This is a genomic window from Rheinheimera gaetbuli (genome assembly GCF_054781935.1).
In genome coordinates, this window is sequence record NZ_BAAGTL010000008.1 from 191,961 (window position 1) to 212,259 (window position 20,299).

The following is a 20,299-nucleotide window of genomic DNA, read 5'->3' on the forward strand; positions in this document are numbered from 1 at the left end:
GGTGTAATGCCGGGCGCGGCTTTTTAACAACCTAACTCAGTTTTCAGACCACCAACCTGACCTTCAACCGCGGGCTCTTTGTAAGACGGCAGGGACGGCATGATATTAAGCCCGCTGCGGCTTTCCACTTCATTAATGGTTACTTCGCGTGGACAGAAACTGGCTGAGCGACTAAGGTTTTGCTCCATGATGTAAGCCGAAGCTTCAACCCACCCGGCGTTGTCGGTAATCACCACTTTGAAATAACCGGACGGGATCGTATGGCTTTCATCAGCCCGCGGCAACGTTCCAAAGTACCATTCATACAAGGGGCCGGTTACGACATAAACATCCTGGCCGGTGCGGGCCAAATTACGAACGGCCGTTTCCAACTTTACCCAAGCCCCCTGGTTCAGGTTGGCTGACTGTGGTGTGATATTAGATAAATAGTTTGTCATCGCCCAATACGCCGTGTTGCTGAACGCAGCCAATGGCACCTGATGGCCACGGTCTGTGCCAAGCACTGCATTCGCATCAGTATAGTCTGCTGGCTCTAGTGTATAAGCTGAGTTGATATTGGGGTCTGCTTTCCATGTCCGGGTACGGCTGGGTCCATCAATGGTGTTTTTAGTCACTTTATATGCGACCCAATTGGCAAACTTAGTGCTACTGTTATTATGTAATGTATAAATCGGCCTTTCTATAGTTTGGCCTGATTTACCGGTTGGGCAGCTATAAGCACAATTGTTTGCGTTAACTGCGGCGCCAAACAGCAGCGTTGTGAGGGTAAGGGTTATATAGGCTATCGTTTTCATGTTTATGCTCGTGTTGTTGAACTACAAACATCGTGTCTCAGGAAAGTTACAAAGATATGAACAAATTTTAATCAGATTGGTGAATATAGTCTATCTATAAGCCCAATACCAGTATGTTAATATTGTTCAGTAATCAGGAGTTACCCTGTGAGCCATCAAGTCAAAGTTAGCAAGAATAATCAGATACAACTTCCGAACAATCTCTGCATAGAGCTTGGGATAAACCTGGGCGACATTTTGTTTTGTGAATTAGCTGAAGACTCTTCAAAAATTGTAATGACGAAGCACATAGATCAATCACTTGGGGATGCTGAAATTGAGTCTGCTGGGAATCTGACACGCGTCATTCCCTTCGAACCTGATTGATGATCTAAAACCAAAGCGGGCTGACTCTACGATTTTTTGCTTCAGCAAACAGCTTGCGAAGTGCTGTATATTTATATAGTTTAATTTATCAATAATTACCGACTTCTAATTAGTATGTCTTTTATCGCGACAGATCTCACGATGCGCCGCCAAATACCGGTTGTGCTTGATGTTATGAGTAACGAGCCGGTTTGGGTTGATGCCCTATCCTTCATTTATGAGCAGCATGAACTGCAAGCGATCAGGACTGCAAACGTAAAGCATCATCGATTCGTTTGTTATCACTGCAGACAATTAGTTTACCTTCACGCCATGCGGAATGACGAAAGCCGACATGGCCACGACTATTATTTTGCTCACCCCAAAGGTGTCATTTGTGATTGGAAGTCCGACGCGAAGTCACTGGCAGAGATTAATGCCTACGTCTCTGAAGGAAGGCGGCATTGGAATATGAAGATGCTACTTGAACGCACATTGTCGCAGTTGCCTGGTTGGGACGTGGTGGATGTAGACAGTAAATTTGTTTTCAGTGACGACAAGCTTTCAAGAGCGAAGCCCGACTTACACGCAAAATATATCGATAAAAACGTAGCTTTCGAAATTCAACTTAGAAGTGAATCCCCAAAAGTTATCCTGACCAGACAAGCTTTTTATAAGGAAAAAGGCTGGCCACTAGTTTGGCTTAGCGCTGATTATGAAGAAGATGAGATTGATTTGTTTCATGAGTCAGGTGTTTTCGAAAAGATAGCTGTTAAGCAGGTTCATAAAGACATTGCATTTTGCAATCGCGGAAACCGACTAGTCTTTAGCCGGGAACTGGCTGAGACCTCAACCAAAAGTAAAAAGCTCTTCCTGTCCTGTCATACGTGGGAACCCCACATTGAGCGCGAGCGTGAGATTGGATATGGATGGGTTGAGCAGAGAATAACATTCGATCAGTTGACCCACTGTGATGGTCAAACCTATTACAAAGACTTCTACGCAGCGGACGTACAGTTAAAACACCAGCTTAAAGAACAAGGTAAACAGGCAATTTTAACCAGGCTCGCAGAATTTAAGGCACCCTCCTGGACAGATTTTCTGGTCAAAGCAAAGTCATGCTGGCCATCGTTGGACATGAACGCCGACCACGATTGGCTAATGGATACATATAAAAATGATCTTAATAAACGCTTGCTGGAATTAAAATCGAAAGTTGTTAGAGCCGTGCAATACCATGCCCGTGACACAAAGCATCCCCTGAAACCATGGGAATCAATTACTTCGAAAGCCAGTGAATTAAATTTCGGGTTCAGTCGAAATATGGATATTCGTGTTGTTAAAAGTCTGCTGTTGATTTTAGGCTACGAGGTATCCAATGAACTGAGACGTGAGAAGAAATCGCATATCAGAGCAGTGCATAACTTTTTTGATTATGAAGCTTGGAAAGCTCACCAACACCTCTGCAACTTAGCTATCGAACGTAGCCTACTCAGAAACGAATTAGAGCAGGCAGCATCTATTCAAACAAGACAAAGCGATAGTTCCAAAAAGGCTGAGATAATTGATCAAACCTTGGATCAGTTTATTGATTGGTTTACTTCTCCTCCATTGCTTTCGTGGAGCGATGTGCGGGTAGGTACACATTAAGGGATGAACAAATAAGCTGGATTTACTCGCATGTCAGCCTAATACGTCAGTTATCTACTCTCTACGCGCGCGCGGGCTCAGTATTTCTTTCACTCATACTAACGGTATCGACCGCACTACCGTTTATTGCTCAAAGCAGACATCAAGCCATTTCACCAAACTTCATCTCTTGAAGCACTTGAAAAAGCTCCTCGCGCTTAACATCTGTGTCAAGCAAGCTACGAGGGCATTCACCGTCTAACCTCGGTATTGGCGTGTCTAGCCACTGATTAATTTGGCCAGGATTATTATTGAAAATGACCTTCAGCTCATGCTCCAGCTTTTCCAGTGTCATCTTTGAACAAGTAAGTTTGTCTCTCATAACCTTGCCTTAAATCGCTAGTTATCTGTTCGACAGTTGACGGAGAAAACTCGAATGCTGCAATCACACTTCTAACCAAAACAGCCAGAAACAGGTCTACCTGCTCATTCATTAACCTAGGTTATTAAAAGCGCGTTTTATACCTGTGGTAGATAGCAGTTTCGCCAAGTATTAATCGCATCATGCTGTCATATAAAAAATCCGGGGAGCCTTTTTATCCCGCTCACGGGCTGGGGGAGCGAAGCTCCGGCGTCACTACCTCAGTTACCTGATCCCGGTCAGTAGTGATGGTTACAGTATAAGTTAATCTTGCCTGTTCTGCAGCCAGAGATGCATACGTGCATCTTATATGTCGATTAATAGAGTTAGATTGATATGGAGTTAAAAGCTCGATAATTGTTAATTGTAATAGAGCTGTTGCGTTTGGTTACGGTTTGAAAGAGTATGGGAAATATACGGTTCATGGTAGCTCTGAGATGATAGGGATATTGGTATGAGGCTGCAAACTATTCGTTTATCAAACTTTCAGTCGTTTGGCGTAGAGCCAACCGAGCTTACACTGGAGGAGATTACATACCTAATCGGCCCAAATGGATCAGGCAAGACAGCTGCACTCCAAGCCCTGTGCCGCCTATTTGCTTTCGATCCATCCCTACGCCGTATTCGACGCTCAGACTTTCACGTCCTTTTCGATGAGGAGAGCATTCCAGATGAACGTCATCTTTGGATAGAAGCCGACTTTATCTTCTCTGAACTGGCGAAAGATGAAGACAACAGCGCTGTTGCTCCTCACTTTGGCCACATGAGGCTAGATCAGGCTGATGGTATTCCACGTGTGCGTTTTCGTCTCAGTGCTACTATGGGATTGGATGGTGATATAGAAGAAACTTTAGTTTATGTCTTGGACATTGATGCAAATGGTTTGCCTCTCAGCACAGCACAAGTGCCTCGCTCTGAGCGCAACCATATTCATGTCCATTATCTGCCAGCACGCCGTGACCCAGCCGATCACATCGCCTACGGGGCCAATGCTTTGCTTGGGCGCATGCTACGCGCAGTAAATTGGGTATCTGAGCGTGATATCATTAAAGGGCTCACCGACAAAATTAGCGACAGTCTAGCGTCTAATCCATCAGTTAATACACTAAGTCAAAGTCTTAAATCGACTTGGAGTTCTTTACATAAAGGCAGCTTTTTTACCGATCCGAAGATTACATTTGTAGCTTCTGAGGTTGAAGCGTTGTTGAGGCATATGTCTGTTTCTTTTTCGCCAGGACACGATGAGCAGCTGGTTGATTTTTCGCGCCTGAGCGATGGCCAAAAATCGATGCTCTATCTGTCGCTCGTGCTCTCATCTCAGGCCATCGGTCGAGCTGTTCTGACTGAAGCAGACAAATCATTTGATGCAGACAAGTTGCGCCCGCCTGTTTTTACGTTGATAGCTGTTGAAGAGCCAGAGAACAGCCTGTCACCACATTACCTCGGAAGAATCGTCAATGCCCTTAATGAGATGGCCAGTCACGGAGATGCTCAAGCACTGATCGCTACTCACGCGCCGTCGATGTTACGACGCGTCGCGCCTGAAAGAATCAGGTATTTACGTCTGACTCAAGACCGGACATCGCGCGTTACGCATATCCAGCTGCCAGACACTGCGGACAAAGCTCATAAGTTTGTGCGGGAGGCAGTACAGGCTTTTCCGGAGGTCTATTTCTCGCGTCTGGTAATTCTGGTGGAAGGTGACAGTGAAGAAATTGTGTTGCCACGAATACTCATGGCGAAAGGGGCACCGGTCGACGAGTCAGCTGTTTCAATAGCGCCGCTGGGAGGGCGTCACGTCAATCACTTCTGGCGATTACTTTCTGTCCTGCAGATTCCATATTTAACATTACTTGATCTTGATGTTGCTCGCTTTCAAGGTGGATGGGGGCGCATCAAGTACGTAAATGTTCAGTTGGCTGCGCATGAACCGAGTAAGGTACTCCCCACAGACCACGGCATTCCAAGTTGGAATGATACCGCGCAAAAAGTTAGGGACTTTGGGAACTACACCACTCTGCTCGAAGAGCGTGGTGTGTATTTTTCATACCCTATGGACCTGGATTTTTCTATGCTGCTAGCCTACCCGGATGCTTATGGCGTTGTGAAGGAAGAAGCCGATGACTCAAATATTAAAGCCGTTCTAGGAAAAAGTCATTTCGATGCAAACCAATACTCTGATGATGAACAGAAATTGTTTGGTACTTATCACCGTAACTTCAAACTTCTTAGCAAGCCGGCAACACATATAGAAGCGCTAGCTAAGCTAAGTGATGAGGAGTTACTCGCAAACATGCCTGTATCACTTGGACATTTGGCTGACGCGGTGATCGCCAAGCTCACGGAATTACATGAATGATCGCTGTCGAGGATTGGAAGCCTGCAGATGGTCTGACACTTGAACCTAATGCACTGCTTGCAGCCAAAGAACAAGCGCTTAGTCTTGCGCTGACAGCAGGTCCGGGCGCGGGCAAGACTGAAATGCTTGCCCAGCGAGCTGACTTTCTGCTGCGAACGGGCTCCTGTCGTTATCCTAAACGGATTTTGGCCATTTCGTTTAAGGTTGATGCCAGTAGTAATCTGAAAGAACGAGTAAAGCGACGCTGTGGTGCAGAGTTGGCTTCTCGGTTTGATAGCTACACCTTTCACGCATTTGCCAAGCGTATTATAGACCGCTTCCGGCCAGTGCTAAGAGGACTGAATGAATTAGATGTAGGCTACAAAATTGTTGACCGGAAATCGGGGCCCTCACGCTCCGAGATTGAATTTAACGATTTAGTGCCCTTTGCAATCCAAATTCTCAAAGACTCGAAAATCGCACGAAATGCGATCCGTCAAACTTACAGCGATGTGTTTTTGGATGAGTTTCAAGACTGCACCAATCTTCAGTACGAGCTTTTGAAGGTCGCCTTTCAAGATACTCGCATTAGACTCACTGCAGTAGGCGATACCAAGCAGAAAATCATGGGATGGGTGGGTGCCCTGGAAGGTATTTTCCAGACCTTTACAGCTGATTTCTCCGCAAGACCGCTCAATATGTACCGCAACTTTCGTTCAAAACCACGTCTGCTGCGGGTACAGAACGAAATCGTCCGCAAACTTGATCCTTTGTCAGTCATGTCCGACGAGCAGCTTGTTGGAGATGAGGGAGAAGTATTCGCTTGGCGTTTCGAAGATAGCCGAAAGGAGGCAGAGTATCTGGCTGGCGTGATTGACGGTTGGATTAAGACCGAACAGCTACCTCCTGCAGAAATTGCGGTCCTTGTTCGCAATCAGCTCGATCTGTACGCCGAGCATCTTATGGTAGCACTTGAAGCTCGTGGTATTCCTTTTCGCAATGAACAACAGATGCAGGACATTACAGTAGAACCTGTAGCCCGTTTGATTGTGGATTACCTATCTTGCCTGTATGGGCAGCGCGAACCCAAATCATGGATTCGGCTCACGAATCAACTAATCCCCTTTGCAGATGAAGAGATTCAGTTTTATGCGCGTAAAGACCTTGACCGATTTATCAAGCAACAACGGAAACAGGCTGCGATTGCTGATTTGATTGTTGAGCCATTTTCAGGGTGGTGGGAGTCTGTTCGTACTTTCTTAAAGCATGTCAGTCGTGAAACACTCGTATCGCTATCACCGGATTATGAATCCGGTGGACGTCTCAAGGAGGTTGTTCAAAGCACAAAGTCACGTATAGAGGATTTGCTTAAGCTAGAGCCTGATTTACCAAAAGCGCTTGAACGATTCTCAGACGATCAGGCTGTACGCATACTGACAATCCACAAGAGTAAAGGGCTTGAGTTCGATTCGGTAATTATCATGGCTGTCGAAAACGAAACCTTCTTTTTTAAGAATCAAACTGAACAGGCTGAAAATTTATGTGCCTACTTTGTGGCAGTATCGCGTGCTAAGAGGCGACTTGTTTTAACCTTTGCCGATCAGCGGGAACGCCCAACAGGACATACAAAACGCTGGGACTCGCGGCGTAACGCTCAAACTGAATATTTTGGTTATGTTATGCCATTTGTTTAAAAATCAACGCTGCCATATTTTGAACCGTGTTACATGTTTGCTGATGCAGTTAGTTGTTGAAACAAATACTTACCCGCTGCTGATAAGATATATCTGTCAGATTTGGTCTTAAAGCAAATTCCGCGGTTAACCAGTAATGAGTTCACTGACTCCGAGAGGGGCAGTTTCATTTTGCAGGCTTCCAGGATTCTCTTCTGCTCATTTATATTGCCAATGTCATCAATTTGCATACGGCTGAGCCCTGCAGTTGGGTCTAACAGGATACCTGGCGCGATCCCTAGGGAATACACCCCTCTCAATATCACTAAAAGTAGCACTTGGATATTCGCAGCAACCTCGTTGTATTCTTCCGCCCGGTCTGTTCGGGTTACGAAAAAAGACTCCTCACCGATGCTTTGAATTGTGAAACCAAGGAGACTGTAAACGTAACGATATTTATCGATGTCATCTATTAGCACCCGGAACTTTTGTGAAGGCTGTAACTCCCCTTCAATGACTTCATATTTGTTTATTACCGCTCCGGCGATGAAATCCTTATAGATAAGCCTGGAAGCAAACACATCCAGGTCAAGGTAGTTATTGTTCATATGACTGCTTGTTTCCTTCTTATCAGGTATGACAGCTTCTGTGATTTATAGATGATTTCCCCCCTTAACAGGGTAGGCTTATAGAGCTTGCTCTCTTCTGCAAAGTGCAAAGCATCAAATACGTCTTTTAGCTTGTAATCTTTCAGATTTTCTTCCAAAAACTGGTGTATTGCCAGGTATAAGTCTTTCTCTGCTGCCTGGTTACTGAAACTGGCCATAACTTGCTTGATCCGTTGAATACGTTGCTTTTTTTCGAAGCGCTCCTTGGCAGATGCAGGGTCTTTAACGGGTGTCCGTTTACTGGAGTTAATAGCATCAACTTTATCTAACTGAGTGCAGATATACTCGTGAACATACTGCTCATCAGCATAGTGAGGTAACTCAATCAGGGCACCCGTAAGGTTAGACGATGTCCAGCTCACCAGTCCTCTAAAAGAGCGAGCAGGCTCAAATATAGGTGCGTCCGCGGGTATTCTCTTTCCAGTTAACTTGCTGTCTAGTCTCGAGACGACTAATTCATGTAACTCGTTAAACCGTAGTTCGATATTGTTGTACAACTCACGTTGCTTGCGGTCCATCTCTACATAACGATTCATGCGGCGTCGAGTCTCACCAATCACATCTGCATACGACAGTAGCTTCATTTCAATAATTGAGATGTTCGCATACTCGATGTGAAAGCTGGCTTTGGCAAAACATTCTTTGATTTCTCGAATGAGCCTCATAGCACTCGTGCCGGCAGCCATAATTTTCTCATTTAAGAAAATGAGAGTGGGCTGTATGTTGCGTTTTGATATCTGTATAACTTCTTGCAAGGCATTACGCACCCGGTCGTTCATAACCATCTGATTGAAATCATGGCTATCCAAAATTTCAGAGAGCCTCTTGGAGCTACCTTCTAAAGCTCGGACATTGTGGTCAATTTTGTTCAGTGTTTCGTGCAGAACATCCATTAAGGCAGCTAGATTTTCCTTAAAATCGAGATCTTCACGCTCGTAAATCCCAGCCTTAGAGATGAAGTAATCATATAAGCGTTTAATTTGCTCGTAGATGCTGTCCAGATCTGGTTGGCCAAGCTCCCTGATTCGTTTAGAGTCTAAATTCTGAATGGTTTGCAAAAGCCCCCGCTGCAATGCAAACTGGCCACGCTGATCATCAACAAAACTCAGCAAGCAGCACTCATTCATGTTTTTAATCGATAGTGCCGCTCTGATACGCTGGCAATCCTGTTTACTTAACTCCTTTTTGTTCAGATAAGATTCGATAACATTCTCATAAGCTGAAACCTGAAAGCCTATTACCGTTTTACTGTTACCCGTGTAATGGTCCAGCATCGTGAAAAAAATCTCGACATGCTGGAAGATAATGACAAGTGTGTTTTGTGCGTTCGTATCCACTGTCAGACACTCATCATGGCTTCATCTACGTTTTCTAATTCGGACTCAAATTCCATATTTTCCAGTCGCTCCTCCATGCCAGGGTAATATATGGCCTCAGCTTTATTTAGTACGCCTACATCAGAGGCTTTGAAAAGAGAAAGGTCGTGATAGGTATCAAGGACGCTGGCGATTAGGCCATTTTGCTCAGGGTTTGCCACAAAAAGATAGAGATTATGTTCTTCCATAACCTTCAGGATCTCCTGAAAATTTTTCTCATCAAGACTACCAATCTCATCAAACACAACTGGCATGCTTAAACTCAAATCGTCTGGAACCAGTCGCTGCAATAACAGTGCGAGTAGCACACTGTTTATCATGCAGTTTGTTCCATTTGATTGCGGCGTGTCCTCTACGGTGTCATTGCGTACAAATTGGTACCGGACTTTTTCGATAATTTTGTCGATTTCAACTTTACCGGTCTGTTTGTTGTAAAAGCTATTTTGGAAATTACTTATTTGGATATAGAACGACTCTGACAGTAGCTCATCTGTTCTGCTGCCTATACGATTGAGTGTACGAGTCATATCTACGTATTGAGCGTGAAGTTCAGGAACGAGCGTAACGGATGTCAGATTAGATATTTTGTAGCCTTTTATCTCATCATTAATGTTGCTGATGAAGTTGGTAATAATGCCTTCAACATTCTCAATAATGCGAGCCGCAGCGGCAGCGGTATTGTTGTGGTGAGATAACGTTTCCCTGTACTTAACTTTTGCCTGGTCAAGATTAAGGAATACGGTTTGGAGCGCGCCATACATATCTTCAAAAAATTGAGAGTTGGTGGTTATTTGATGTCGCTCCTCTGGTGTAGCAGGGATAATTTGATACTGAAGAAGCAAATTCATTGTATCAATACACTCTTGTCGAACTTCCCCTACCAAAGATAACTGGGTCTTCAATGACTGAACTGATACCGTAATCTGATTTATAGACTGGCTGATGACCTCTGAATGACGAGTCTCGAGTTTTGCTTGCTCCAGACTAAGCATTCGACTTGAAATGCTCTCTAAATTTTCCAGACGACTAATTTGGTTATTGAGCTCTCTGAGCGGGTCTCCCACCGATGTAAGTTCTTCATTGGCCAAGTTGTATCGCCGGCTTAGATTTTCGAATTTTTCACTAGCCGATTTAAACTCGCGAGTCGCTTTATCAAATAGTTCTTTCGACCGAATAACGTCTGATTCAGCTTTTGTCTTTTGAGTATTTAGTAGCTCTGCGCCTTGTAGATTTTGTTTCTGAAGACGCAGATCCTCTAAATCTTCAGTGCATTCTTTTAGCTTTTCAGCCTGGCGTTCTTTTGACAGCCTACAGTTTTGACTGATAGTGGCTCGTTGCTTTTCGTCACGCTCGATTTTAGTCATTAAAACATCAATAGCACCTTCCAACTCGTGCTTGATATCTGCATTATTGAATCGCTTTAAGTTAACGCCAGGCAGTATGGCACCACAGAAATAGACTGCTTCGGCTTCAGAGGAAAACAGAGCTGCAAACGTTTGAATAACGGCTTTTTGTTCAGCGCTAGGCGTCACTTCCAATTTGGCAAAATTGTTATTAATACTCAGCAGAATCGAAGCAACGTCTGGTGTGATGGTATCTAGAAATGATAATTTAGAGTCTATGTTATCAAGTGCTTTCCGGCGTGATTCGAGCTCCTCCTTGTTGCTGTTTATCACAGATGTTAAATATTTCATTTTCTCAATAGTTCCAGCTTGGTCTTTCAAACTGGCGATTTCAGTCTCGCAATCTTTGATCTGTTCATCAAGCACCGCTAAAAGCGTTTGGTCATTTCGCGAGTCAGCAGGGCAAAGAGGTAGTAGCTTACTACGACACTCTTCAACACTCTTTATAGCGGTGTCGATTTCGTTACGCCAGTTGACTGCAGATTTATGATCGCTTTTAGCCTCAGATTCCATGCTCCTCAGACGATCATGTTCTGACCTAAATGCCTGTAATTCCGCGTGTAAATCAGAAACAGACTTTTTAAGTGTCTCTTGCTTAGATGTCAGCGCGGTTTTACTTAACTCTATCGACCATACAGTTCTGTTAAATGAATCTAGGAGGCTGCCGCGCAACTGATAATAATTTGTTCGTGCTGACTGAAGTGAATCGAAAGTGCCTTTTTGCGACTCAACGAGTTTAAGTCGCGCATCCTCTGCTTTCAGCGTTTGCCATTCATGAAGCTGACTATCCAAATCTAGTAAAATACCTTCACCATTATTTTTCTTCACGGCACTCATACCTGAGCCGTCAAGAATTGAGCTTATAGCTTTAGGCAGGGAGGTTGTGGAGGCATTACCCAGGCTAAATGCCATTCCCAATAAAGAACGAATGGTCTCAGTTCCACTTGTGGTAAAGCCTTTTGCCATCGGCAGCAAGCAGAAACGAGTGTCGTCGTCCTGATTAGTTGCCCTGCTGTATATAGCGTCACCTATATTTTTGCGGTCGTTAAACGCTTTTGCTTTAAAGTTTGAAACCAACTGCTTCTTTATAGCAGCTATTCCTATGCCAGAGTGCAAGGTTCCGGCTGATTCGTTTAGTTCAGAATCTGCATTCCAGAACAGATGTTCTATTGAATTGTATTCCTCTGGAACCGCGATACGTTCATAACCAAGGTCAGTGGTCCTGTGAAGGATCCAACAAAATCTGCCTCTGGGATTGGAGGCGCTACATATGATGTAAGACTCAGACCCGGGAAAGTAATACGTATATGACGATAAGTCCTGATAAAACGTTCCTCCTGACTGGAATCCAAATTTGTCTCTCTGCTTTTTGAAAGAGGTTTCCGGAAGTAGGAATAACTTTAAGGCTGAAAGAGACGACGTCTTACCGCTATTGTTATCAGATATTAGCGCAGCATGATGGTCAACTGGCAATCGAACATAATAGTTCGACCCACTGTTAATAAAAATGAGCTCGTGGATTTGATATTCACTGGAAAAGCCCAGCTCGAAGGTGTTATCCAAGTTCTGCACGGTAGCTTTCCTGTTCTAGAGTAGTTTTGTAATAGCGAATAGCCGATATGATCCTGTCGGTTTTTGTCGATATCCCATAGACTTGATCCAAGCTTTCCAGCTCTGCTTGAGTAGCAATGCGTTTAGATTGCTTTAATCGAAGCTCCAGATCTGATGGTATTAAATAATGCGTACGTTCAGCTGATAGTCCGCCAGCTAAGAGGTTGGAGAAAATGCGTAAGCCACCAAAGTCCACATCGAAAAGACAGTATATTTGCCCGGTAGCGGCTTTGAGATAAGGGAGGATACGTTTGTTTGAAATGCTATTTCCAGATCCGAATACGAACTCGATGTCAGTTATTGGGCAATCGGTACCACAATATTTATCAACAAACTGGAATGTGTCCTCTTTATTTAAAAAGCACTCTTCGTTTTCAATGATCAGCACATTCGGTTTTGCTGGAAATTGAGTTTGAGTGTCATCGTTGAAAACGCGTACCTTGGGTGATTCTTCGCCCGCAGCCCAAGTTATCAACATAGCCCCTTTTACCGACACTGCATGACTATTACCGGCGACACTTGCAGAGGTGCGGTCATTGTTTCTAGGTTTATTCAGTAGAGTTCTGATTTCAGTAAAGGCGTAATCATCACGGACAGTTACTTGATATGTATCGCTTCCGTACGGGAGCACATCGAACGCCTGATTTAGCAGAGCAGATGGAATGCCTATTTTAACTAGGGTTCGCTGTATTTTTTTCCAATTGACCGGGTAGCCTGCTTCGATCTGCTTTAAATGCTTCTGTACTGCCGGTGTCATCACCTTCACATCCATGCTATGTATCATTTGATATATAGCAATCCTAGACTTGTGAGCTGTAAATGTCAATTCATCTTGATTTTACATGCTTGCTATGTGTCAAATGATACCAAAGAATGGTAAAATATTTAGCAGGACAGGCCGTAACCAACATTATCAGTAACAACTGTACGGAGCCTAAATGAGTCGTTATGCCAACAACTAAAGAACTTGACCCTGTTTTAGCTGAGCGATACAGGTTTATAGATTTCCTACTGCTGTTCAAAGGCCAGCTTACTCGTGCAGAGCTGGTTAACCGGTTCAGCATCGGTGAAGCTACAGCAAGTAGAACTATAGCCTCCTTTTTGGAAAAGCATCCTGAAGACGTGGAATTTTTGGGTCCAAGGTATGGCTATAGAGCTAATCCGTTTTATCAACATAAGTATAAGCATGATGCCGTTACCGGTCTGCAATACACCGCTTACGGCACACTGACTCAAATATTAGATATTCAGCGGTACGGAATAGACATCTATAAATTCGGAAATCAGCTGGATGTTGCTAATGTGGCGCCTGTTTGTCGAGCTATAGTGAATAGCGCTAGTTTGCATATCCAGTATGTATCTACAACCTCTGGTATGAAAGATCGAGTGGTGAGTCCACATTCTATATTCGAGGCAGGTGGGCTGTGGTATTTCCGGGCATATGATAAGTCTGCATATGAATTTCGCACGTTCAAATTCAGTCGAGTCATTAAAGTATTCCAGTTGCATCATGAATCGCCTGAAGAGCATTCCAAGGATCGTGACGATGGTTGGAACCGTCAACGAACGCTAGAGCTTATGGCACATCCTAGAAACCCGATACCAGATGCGCAATTATCTGATCTTGGCATTAAAGACGGTGAGTACCGCTCAATCCTGGTTTCGGAGGCTTTAATAGGGTTTGCACTGACCGATATGCGGGTAGACTGCTCTTCAGGCCATAAGCTTAGTTATCAGGAGTATCCGTTAGCGTTGAAAAATCGTGCTGAACTGTTATCGGTTGAGTCTATGTCGTTTGCGCCCGGATTTTCCTCTAAAGCTGACCATAAGAGCCGGTTGTAAATTAATCGCAAAGCGAGTTCTACACATTATGAACTTGTTGTTGGTGGGAGTTGGGCATTGTATAAGTCTATTGTTTCGTTACGTATTTGCTCAGCCGCGTATTTCAAAGACGGTACCCAGAACGCTTGGTTGTGTATGTTAAATTCATAGCCATCTTGTTTCGCCTGGCAAGTTGAGTTCTTGATAAGGTAATTGCTGTCCTTCACCGATAACCGATGAAATAGTTGCAGTGATAAGACCGCCCATTCTAAGTTTAAGTCGGTGCCTGTTTCAGTACCTTTCAAAAGCAGCTTGTACATTTTTTCTGCTATTTTTTTCTCTCGTTTGTTTCTGACCGAGTTAGTCCTACCAATTATCGGCAAGTGCAAATTGGTTTGCACTTCCTGATTTAAATAATTCACGAATCTGGTTATCGACGCTTTCTGCCCTGGAGCACTTTTTAGATATTTTACTAAGGCGCTCTGGTTTAACCCTTGGTCGTGGTTTCTATCCGCTACTTTGGAAAACCCTATCGCTGCACACATATAGAGGCGCGCTGTTCGTATTTTTAGGTCTTCGGTGCTTACTTGTTGCATTAAAGACGTAAGGTACTTTCTGCAAATTAATTCAGATGTCTCGTTAAGATTTGAACGGGATATCTGGTTTTCTATTATTCGTGTTTCAGAATCCCAGGCTTTAACTTCAGCGTCTGTCTTAAGCTGTTTTTGTTCAGACAGCCAATCTAGCAGTCGTTTGAACCGTCTTAGGTAGGCAATAGAAAAGTGTGAGACTAACTCCCTGTAACTGGGAATACCACCCCAGCGGTTTTCGATTTTCTGTAAAAGCGGCGCATATTTGTTGGCCTGTATGGACGCAACCAAAATGCCTTTGTTAGAGGCTAGCCATTGAGAAAACTTTGCAAACAATGCTCTAAACACTGCAGTTGAAAACAAGTTCGCGGTTATGGCCATCCGTCTTTCTAGCAAATCTTCCCGGTAACATTGCTCACATATTTTTCCAAATCCAGCAGGATGCAGCACCTTGCATCGCTCGCAGGGGATTTCACCTAATGAATAGCACTTGAAGCATATCGATGCGGTGTTGTCTTCGCTTTGAACCAGTTTTCTATATCTACGGCAGGTGTGACAGGTTCCATGTGTACTTTTTCTGGAGCAGCGCTCGCATAGGATGGCATTCGGATCTAAACCTATACCTCGACGATAACGCCGGCATGCCATACCACATTCAGAACATATTTTAGGTGTAGTGAAATAGAGAAAGCATGAGTTACACACCGTACCGTATTTTGACAATCTAACAGCGTTCCGTCCTTGTTTCCCGCACCGAATACAAGGCATTAACCGCTCACAATTGTCGCAAATCGCACCGTTGAAATGGACGGGAAGACGAGCTAATTTTTTGCATGACGGGCATGACTGAAGTTTGAAAAGACGCTGATAACATGATTGGCAATATTGAAGCTTTTTATAGCGGCGATGAGCGCAGGGGATGAACTTTCCGCACTCAGAGCACTCAATTTTTGCTTTGGGGGACATTTTGTCTATTTCTGAAATTGCTGAGTAGCCGTTTCATCTTACGCATCACCAGGTATTTTGGGGCTGGCTTGAAATCCTTTGTGATTCTAGACTTTGCCTGAGTTTTTGAGTTATCTGGTAAAGCATCTACAACAGGAGAGAGCACCGCCGGAGAGGTATTCCAATCACCAATAAAAGACTGCTTAGATAAGCCCATATTAATCAGATTTAATTGAAGTTGCTCCCTGTTCATCGTGAGAATAAAGTCCAATCCTTGCATCAGAGATGAACGCTCCTCCACAGGCAGCTTTTCGAATCGCCATCCTTTTGAATACTCATCCACTTCTGGAAGCTCGCAAGGAAATAGAGACAAAAATCTGTGTAACGCACCCGTTTGAGCTCGCCTGGCCCGGCGGAGAAAAGTTATCCAAAAATATAGATACTCAAAAACATCAGAGCAATTTAGCGGGCGCCCATATATGACTGCACCTCCAGTCAATAGAGTGGTATCGATATAGCTTTGAGTACTTGCAGTTATATCTCTTATTCGCCGCGTCTTTGCGTCTCTGGCATCAAATCCGCAGTGATAGCAAATCGACATCCACGGCGTCTTTATCGGCAGTAAATGAACTTTCATTGGCTCACCACATCGCAGACATCGATCTAGCAGACCACAAGTGTGTTTGACGCACTCAGTATGCCAGGCAAATCGCCATTGCACTCGCAGGTACGGATGTTGATCTTCTGCAAAACATATAGGACAGTAACTGAACCCTGTCTCACGCTTTCTATTGCGAACACCTAAAGAGGTGAACCAAGCTCGTACTTGATCTTGCTTCTGTTGCTCTACGCTGGCTATATTTTCATAGCACCGGATAGATGCTTGATACAAAACGTCTTCACTTATGCCTGACCATCGCGCGAGTGGCTTCAAGAAACGCGACTTCAATCGATCGGTATCAATAGACCAAACCCTGCTGCCGGGAACTATGCACTCGGTCAAAGCAAGTGGCGTCATTCCGAATTGATGACTCAAACGCACTAAAAATGACGACAGACTCTCGTCCGGTAAGAGCTGAAATTGTAGCTCTTTACTAAGGGCTACAACTGAACTTCCCGGATGCCACGAGTAGGACGAAGCCATTTGTGATCCTGGATAATGCCTTGGGTTATTTTTTCCTCTCCTGATTGAATTGCTTTAATTGCACAAGCCCTAAGTAAGGTATGCAGATTACCAATATTCCCCTCTGATATTGTGTGCAAAAGGGTCGCTATTTCAGGCTGATGTAATTTCGATTCGTGCTTTAAAGGAAGCACCTTTTCAAAGGCCGCTAAAAGCTTTTGGAACGACTTATCAAGCTCCCAGGTTGGCAGGGTTATCACATCAAATCGGCTCGCATGCTGCGGATCCGTATGAAGTGCCCTTATGGCCTCGCGTGTACCCACACCTACGATAGGTATTTTCAACTCGTTGCACAGAAATTTTAGTACATTCATCACTTCACGCTGTTTTGCAGCAGTGCCTGCAAGAAGGGAGTGAAACTCATCAACAATGAGTATTTGGGTATGACAAGTACGGCATAAATGTATGACTTGATACCGCAATTTCACCGCATTATCGGTAGCTCGATATGGTGTGTAGAACTGTTCAAGAATAGATACCAATAACCCCTTCTCATCTGCAGAAGGGGGCGACTCAGCGACAATTACAGGCTTTACCGGATCCATTTCGTCATTTATGTATGCCTGTCCGTAAACTTCCTTAAATCGTTCTATAGCAGTGCTCTTTCCGTTGTTGCTGTCAGCCACAATCAGTAAATTGGGCATGCGTGTGCGCTTTGGAATATTCATTAGGTTTTGGAGAGTATCAAGAACCAACTGTACCTTTTCATAGCCAATCCAACGCTTTTCATTAATGAACATTATTCGCTCTGCATTCGAGAGGCCGACGATATGTCGGAAGTCGGGATGAATGTGGTTCAGATCGCTCATGCAATATCTCCATAAGCTTCAACATCGTCATCCAAAAGGTTGGGTTCAAAGGATGCTTTAGCGGTTGTTGTTTTTGATGTTGATTGGTCCGCGATCTGGTTCATTTGCTCTCGAGTTTTATCATGCTCTTTGCGTCTTTGCGACAGGCGTCTCGCCCTTTTTGTCTTAGCTTTAGATTCTTCAACCATTGCTCTCAATTCAGTGATGGCTTGGAAAATTTCAACTTCATTGATACTGGCTTTACCTTCTCTTCTGAGATGCTCTTTCGCCAGACGAAGCTCCCAGGAGCTGATTGGGGGTAAGGACAAATCAGCATAGGGTATTTTGAAGTACTCTTCGCTATCAGGGTTGTAGAACCAAATTTGGCTTAGATCTCTTGGGTCATACCGAAAAATAAACTTTCTTTTCTTTTTTGGATCGGAAAGGTCCGGACTGTTTATCCAGCTTCTCAGTACGTCAGCATAATAAGTTAATTTATCTATCGTTACGCCAAAAGTCTGTATTGTTCGCATTTCATAGGGCATAAAGTCCAACATAAAAGCGAAACGGTTTGCTGGGCGGGGAGGTAAGCCACAGCCAACGGTATTTTTATTACCAAATACACCAATCTCCCACTGCTTGAGGGGGGATGTTCCGAGTGCAGAGTGAACGCGCTGATGATAGACACGACATATGTGGCCTGCCAACCAGACCTCAAATTCAGACTTAGTCATCGCCGAGTGCTTGTCTGAATCATATTCATCGCGGTCTTTGATAGATGAAAACGTCGTTCCGGGTAAGGAATGAATTTCGAACAAGAACGTTCCCAGCAATCTTTCAATATGACCACCATACTGGGGCTGTCTTACTGGTCTGAATTCCAGATTGATATCATGCATTAGGCATGACTGTCGAAAATTGTCTGAACGGAACTCCCCGCCGTTGTCGACATGGATCTTGCTAGGCTTCCCCCACACTGGCCATTCAGCATTCACTTCATGTAATACAAGCCACTCTTCCTTGGGGCATACAGAATGTGCAACGCACATTGCAACGGATACCTCTGACGGTGGGTCGAAAGAAACGTAGTATCCGGTAACCATTCGGCTGTAGACGTCAATCGCTAACGTAATCCATGGCCGGCCAATGGGTTTTCTATGTTCATCATCCACTAAGATGATATCCAAAGGCGTATGGTCAATTTGTATAACCATCAAAGGAGCATCAGCATTTGGAAATCGCCCTGGTGTAGCGGTAAATTTCTTTTTTGCTACCTCGCGTTGCCCTCGAGCTCTTAAGCGAAGCTTCTCGGGTATCATGTCTATACGTGCCCGGATAGTATTGCCAGCCGGGGCAGTCAGTCCCCTTAATGAACAGACACGACATACTTCTTCAATAGTTTTATGGACTCTTGCTCTTTGTGTCGTCAGGTATACTGATTTAATGGCTTCATCAATGATTGTTTCCATGAGTGGGGATATGCGCAACTTCCCCTCACGCCAGCCTCTTTTCTGAGGAACAAGTGCCGAAACCACACCGTATGCTTTGAACAACTTCATCCACCGGTAAAGCGTAGGAACGCTTTGAGCAACTTCATTGGCTCTCTTCTCGACATCTTGTTTTGTAAGGTACGGAATATTTAGCAGAGGCTTGATTGCAAAATATCTTTGTTCAGCAATTGCCCAAGACTCGTCAGATATAGCTAGCCTATCTACCTCCACAAAACCTGCGGGAGGAGCATCGTTTATAAGAGGTTGAAGCTCTTTTATCCTCAGTGCCTTACTGCGCCCAGTCTCAGTTTCAACTGCAATCACTGATTGAAAATCGAGTACCTCCGTAATTTTATAGGTGGTATTGTCATGGGTAACGAACTTGCCTATCTGAGGGTCCACCAGGCTGCGCTGTATAGGAATTACGCTATGCTCTTCATCCAGAAAATCACTCATTTGTATTCGCCACCCATAATTCAGTGAAATTACCGATCGGTTTTGATAGATCGCATCTTAACTTCTTAACAGCGACTAAATACCATATATGGCTGATGCCAACTGCTTGAAATGCACCCATAAAATGCCTTGCGAGCAAAGAGTGAAACTCAACAGTGCCTCTTTCACTGACGGATTCAACAATCGCTTGACTCTCTTCATCCGAAAACTCTAATCGCTTGTATCGACTCAGAAACATAAGGTTTTCCAAAGTTACGTCTCTAATCCTTGATTCATCAAGTATCCTGAATTCCCAGCCTTGTTCAATGGCAAAACGTCTCGCTGCTTTCCATTTTGCGGACCATTTCCGCCAGTTCTTTTTCCACTCGTCATAGGGTTTAACTTCTATCAGCAACGGCCGAAGGTAATTGGGGTACGGTTGAGTAGACAAGCTTCTGTAAACCAAAAAATCGGGAGTGTATGTATATTTACGACCAAGAGGCATAGTAAACGGGATTTCCACCGGTTGCGGAATAACTTGTAAAACGTGGTCGTCGAAATCGCATTTAATCAGAAAATCGCGCTCCAAAGCGGATTCATAGGGCACCGAAGCTTCACCTTTAAAAGGGTGATAACCAGACACACTCCTTCTGGTAGGCTTAATTTCCCTTACCTGAGTTGGGACGACTTGGATTTGTTCTCGGTTATTTTTGGCCATTATAAACCTGTAATCATTTATTGCTGAGTTTTGTTATCAGAAATTAGAAACCTATACTGGCAATATAGGGT

At 44.2% G+C, this 20,299-nt stretch carries 16 protein-coding genes and 1 pseudogene; 5 read left to right on the forward strand and 12 right to left on the reverse strand.

Going from position 1 to position 20,299, the window contains the following annotated elements:
* Positions 1–23: 23 nt before the first annotated feature.
* Entirely contained in the window at positions 24–794 is a 771-nt protein-coding gene (locus ACYVIC_RS07785) for a DNA/RNA non-specific endonuclease (protein ID WP_460858798.1), read from the reverse strand.
* Between the two features lie 147 nt (positions 795–941).
* Between ACYVIC_RS07785 and ACYVIC_RS07790 the strand changes: the two genes are divergently transcribed.
* A complete protein-coding gene (locus tag ACYVIC_RS07790) occupies positions 942–1,160 on the forward strand; it encodes a hypothetical protein (RefSeq protein ID WP_460858800.1) in 219 nt (72 codons plus the stop codon).
* Between the two features lie 141 nt (positions 1,161–1,301).
* On the forward strand, positions 1,302–2,789 hold the full coding sequence (locus tag ACYVIC_RS07795; protein ID WP_460858802.1) for a DUF6035 family protein: 1,488 nt from the start codon (positions 1,302–1,304) through the stop codon (positions 2,787–2,789).
* A 142-nt stretch (positions 2,790–2,931) separates the two neighbouring features.
* On the opposite strand, the gene ACYVIC_RS07800 is transcribed toward ACYVIC_RS07795, so the two are convergent.
* Entirely contained in the window at positions 2,932–3,150 is a 219-nt protein-coding gene (locus tag ACYVIC_RS07800) for an antitoxin Xre/MbcA/ParS toxin-binding domain-containing protein (protein WP_460858804.1), read from the reverse strand.
* 493 nt (positions 3,151–3,643) lie between these two features.
* Between ACYVIC_RS07800 and ACYVIC_RS07805 the strand changes: the two genes are divergently transcribed.
* Together ACYVIC_RS07805 and ACYVIC_RS07810 are read left to right on the forward strand one after the other, a co-directional pair.
* A complete protein-coding gene (locus ACYVIC_RS07805) occupies positions 3,644–5,548 on the forward strand; it encodes an ATP-dependent nuclease (protein ID WP_460858806.1) in 1,905 nt (634 codons plus the stop codon).
* A complete protein-coding gene (locus tag ACYVIC_RS07810; protein ID WP_460858807.1) occupies positions 5,545–7,221 on the forward strand; it encodes a UvrD-helicase domain-containing protein in 1,677 nt (558 codons plus the stop codon). Before ACYVIC_RS07805 ends, ACYVIC_RS07810 begins: the two co-directional genes overlap by 4 nt.
* Positions 7,222–7,250: 29 nt before the next feature.
* Here the strand turns inward: ACYVIC_RS07810 and ACYVIC_RS07815 are convergent, their stop codons facing one another.
* Genes ACYVIC_RS07815 through ACYVIC_RS07830 form a run of 4 tightly spaced genes read right to left on the reverse strand, consistent with a single transcriptional unit; the run spans position 7,251 to position 13,030 of the window.
* A complete protein-coding gene (locus ACYVIC_RS07815; RefSeq protein ID WP_460858808.1) occupies positions 7,251–7,808 on the reverse strand; it encodes a condensin complex protein MksE in 558 nt (185 codons plus the stop codon).
* Positions 7,805–9,205, reverse strand: coding sequence for a hypothetical protein (locus ACYVIC_RS07820; protein WP_460858810.1), 1,401 nt, complete (start codon positions 9,203–9,205; stop codon positions 7,805–7,807). Before ACYVIC_RS07820 ends, ACYVIC_RS07815 begins: the two co-directional genes overlap by 4 nt.
* A gap of 2 nt (positions 9,206–9,207) precedes the next feature.
* Complete coding sequence (locus ACYVIC_RS07825; protein ID WP_460858812.1) at positions 9,208–12,219, reverse strand: coiled-coil domain-containing protein; 3,012 nt, start codon at positions 12,217–12,219, stop codon at positions 9,208–9,210.
* Positions 12,203–13,030: a hypothetical protein gene (locus ACYVIC_RS07830; protein ID WP_460858814.1), complete on the reverse strand. Its 828-nt coding sequence runs from the start codon at positions 13,028–13,030 to the stop codon at positions 12,203–12,205. The genes ACYVIC_RS07825 and ACYVIC_RS07830 overlap by 17 nt, the downstream gene beginning before the upstream one ends.
* Before the next feature lie 176 nt (positions 13,031–13,206).
* Here ACYVIC_RS07830 and ACYVIC_RS07835 point away from each other — a divergent pair, with 176 nt between their 5' ends.
* Complete coding sequence (locus ACYVIC_RS07835) at positions 13,207–14,100, forward strand: WYL domain-containing protein (RefSeq protein ID WP_460858816.1); 894 nt, start codon at positions 13,207–13,209, stop codon at positions 14,098–14,100.
* A 26-nt stretch (positions 14,101–14,126) separates the two neighbouring features.
* Here the strand turns inward: ACYVIC_RS07835 and ACYVIC_RS07840 are convergent, their stop codons facing one another.
* The 6 genes and pseudogenes from ACYVIC_RS07840 to ACYVIC_RS07865 all read right to left on the reverse strand — a co-directional run bounded on the left by ACYVIC_RS07840 (position 14,127) and on the right by ACYVIC_RS07865 (position 20,228).
* On the reverse strand, positions 14,127–15,050 hold the full coding sequence (locus ACYVIC_RS07840; RefSeq protein WP_460858817.1) for a hypothetical protein: 924 nt from the start codon (positions 15,048–15,050) through the stop codon (positions 14,127–14,129).
* 562 nt (positions 15,051–15,612) lie between these two features.
* Positions 15,613–16,251, reverse strand: coding sequence for a hypothetical protein (locus ACYVIC_RS07845; protein ID WP_460859728.1), 639 nt, complete (start codon positions 16,249–16,251; stop codon positions 15,613–15,615).
* 42 nt (positions 16,252–16,293) lie between these two features.
* Positions 16,294–16,758, reverse strand: a pseudogene (locus ACYVIC_RS07850) (TniQ family protein); the annotation flags it as partial.
* A complete protein-coding gene (locus tag ACYVIC_RS07855; protein WP_460858819.1) occupies positions 16,716–17,606 on the reverse strand; it encodes a TniB family NTP-binding protein in 891 nt (296 codons plus the stop codon). The gene ACYVIC_RS07855 and the pseudogene ACYVIC_RS07850, both read right to left, overlap by 43 nt.
* Positions 17,603–19,531, reverse strand: a complete 1,929-nt coding sequence (locus tag ACYVIC_RS07860; protein WP_460858820.1) for a transposase — start codon at positions 19,529–19,531, stop codon at positions 17,603–17,605. Before ACYVIC_RS07860 ends, ACYVIC_RS07855 begins: the two co-directional genes overlap by 4 nt.
* Entirely contained in the window at positions 19,524–20,228 is a 705-nt protein-coding gene (locus tag ACYVIC_RS07865) for a TnsA endonuclease N-terminal domain-containing protein (protein ID WP_460858822.1), read from the reverse strand. The genes ACYVIC_RS07860 and ACYVIC_RS07865 overlap by 8 nt, the downstream gene beginning before the upstream one ends.
* Positions 20,229–20,299 lie beyond the last annotated feature (71 nt).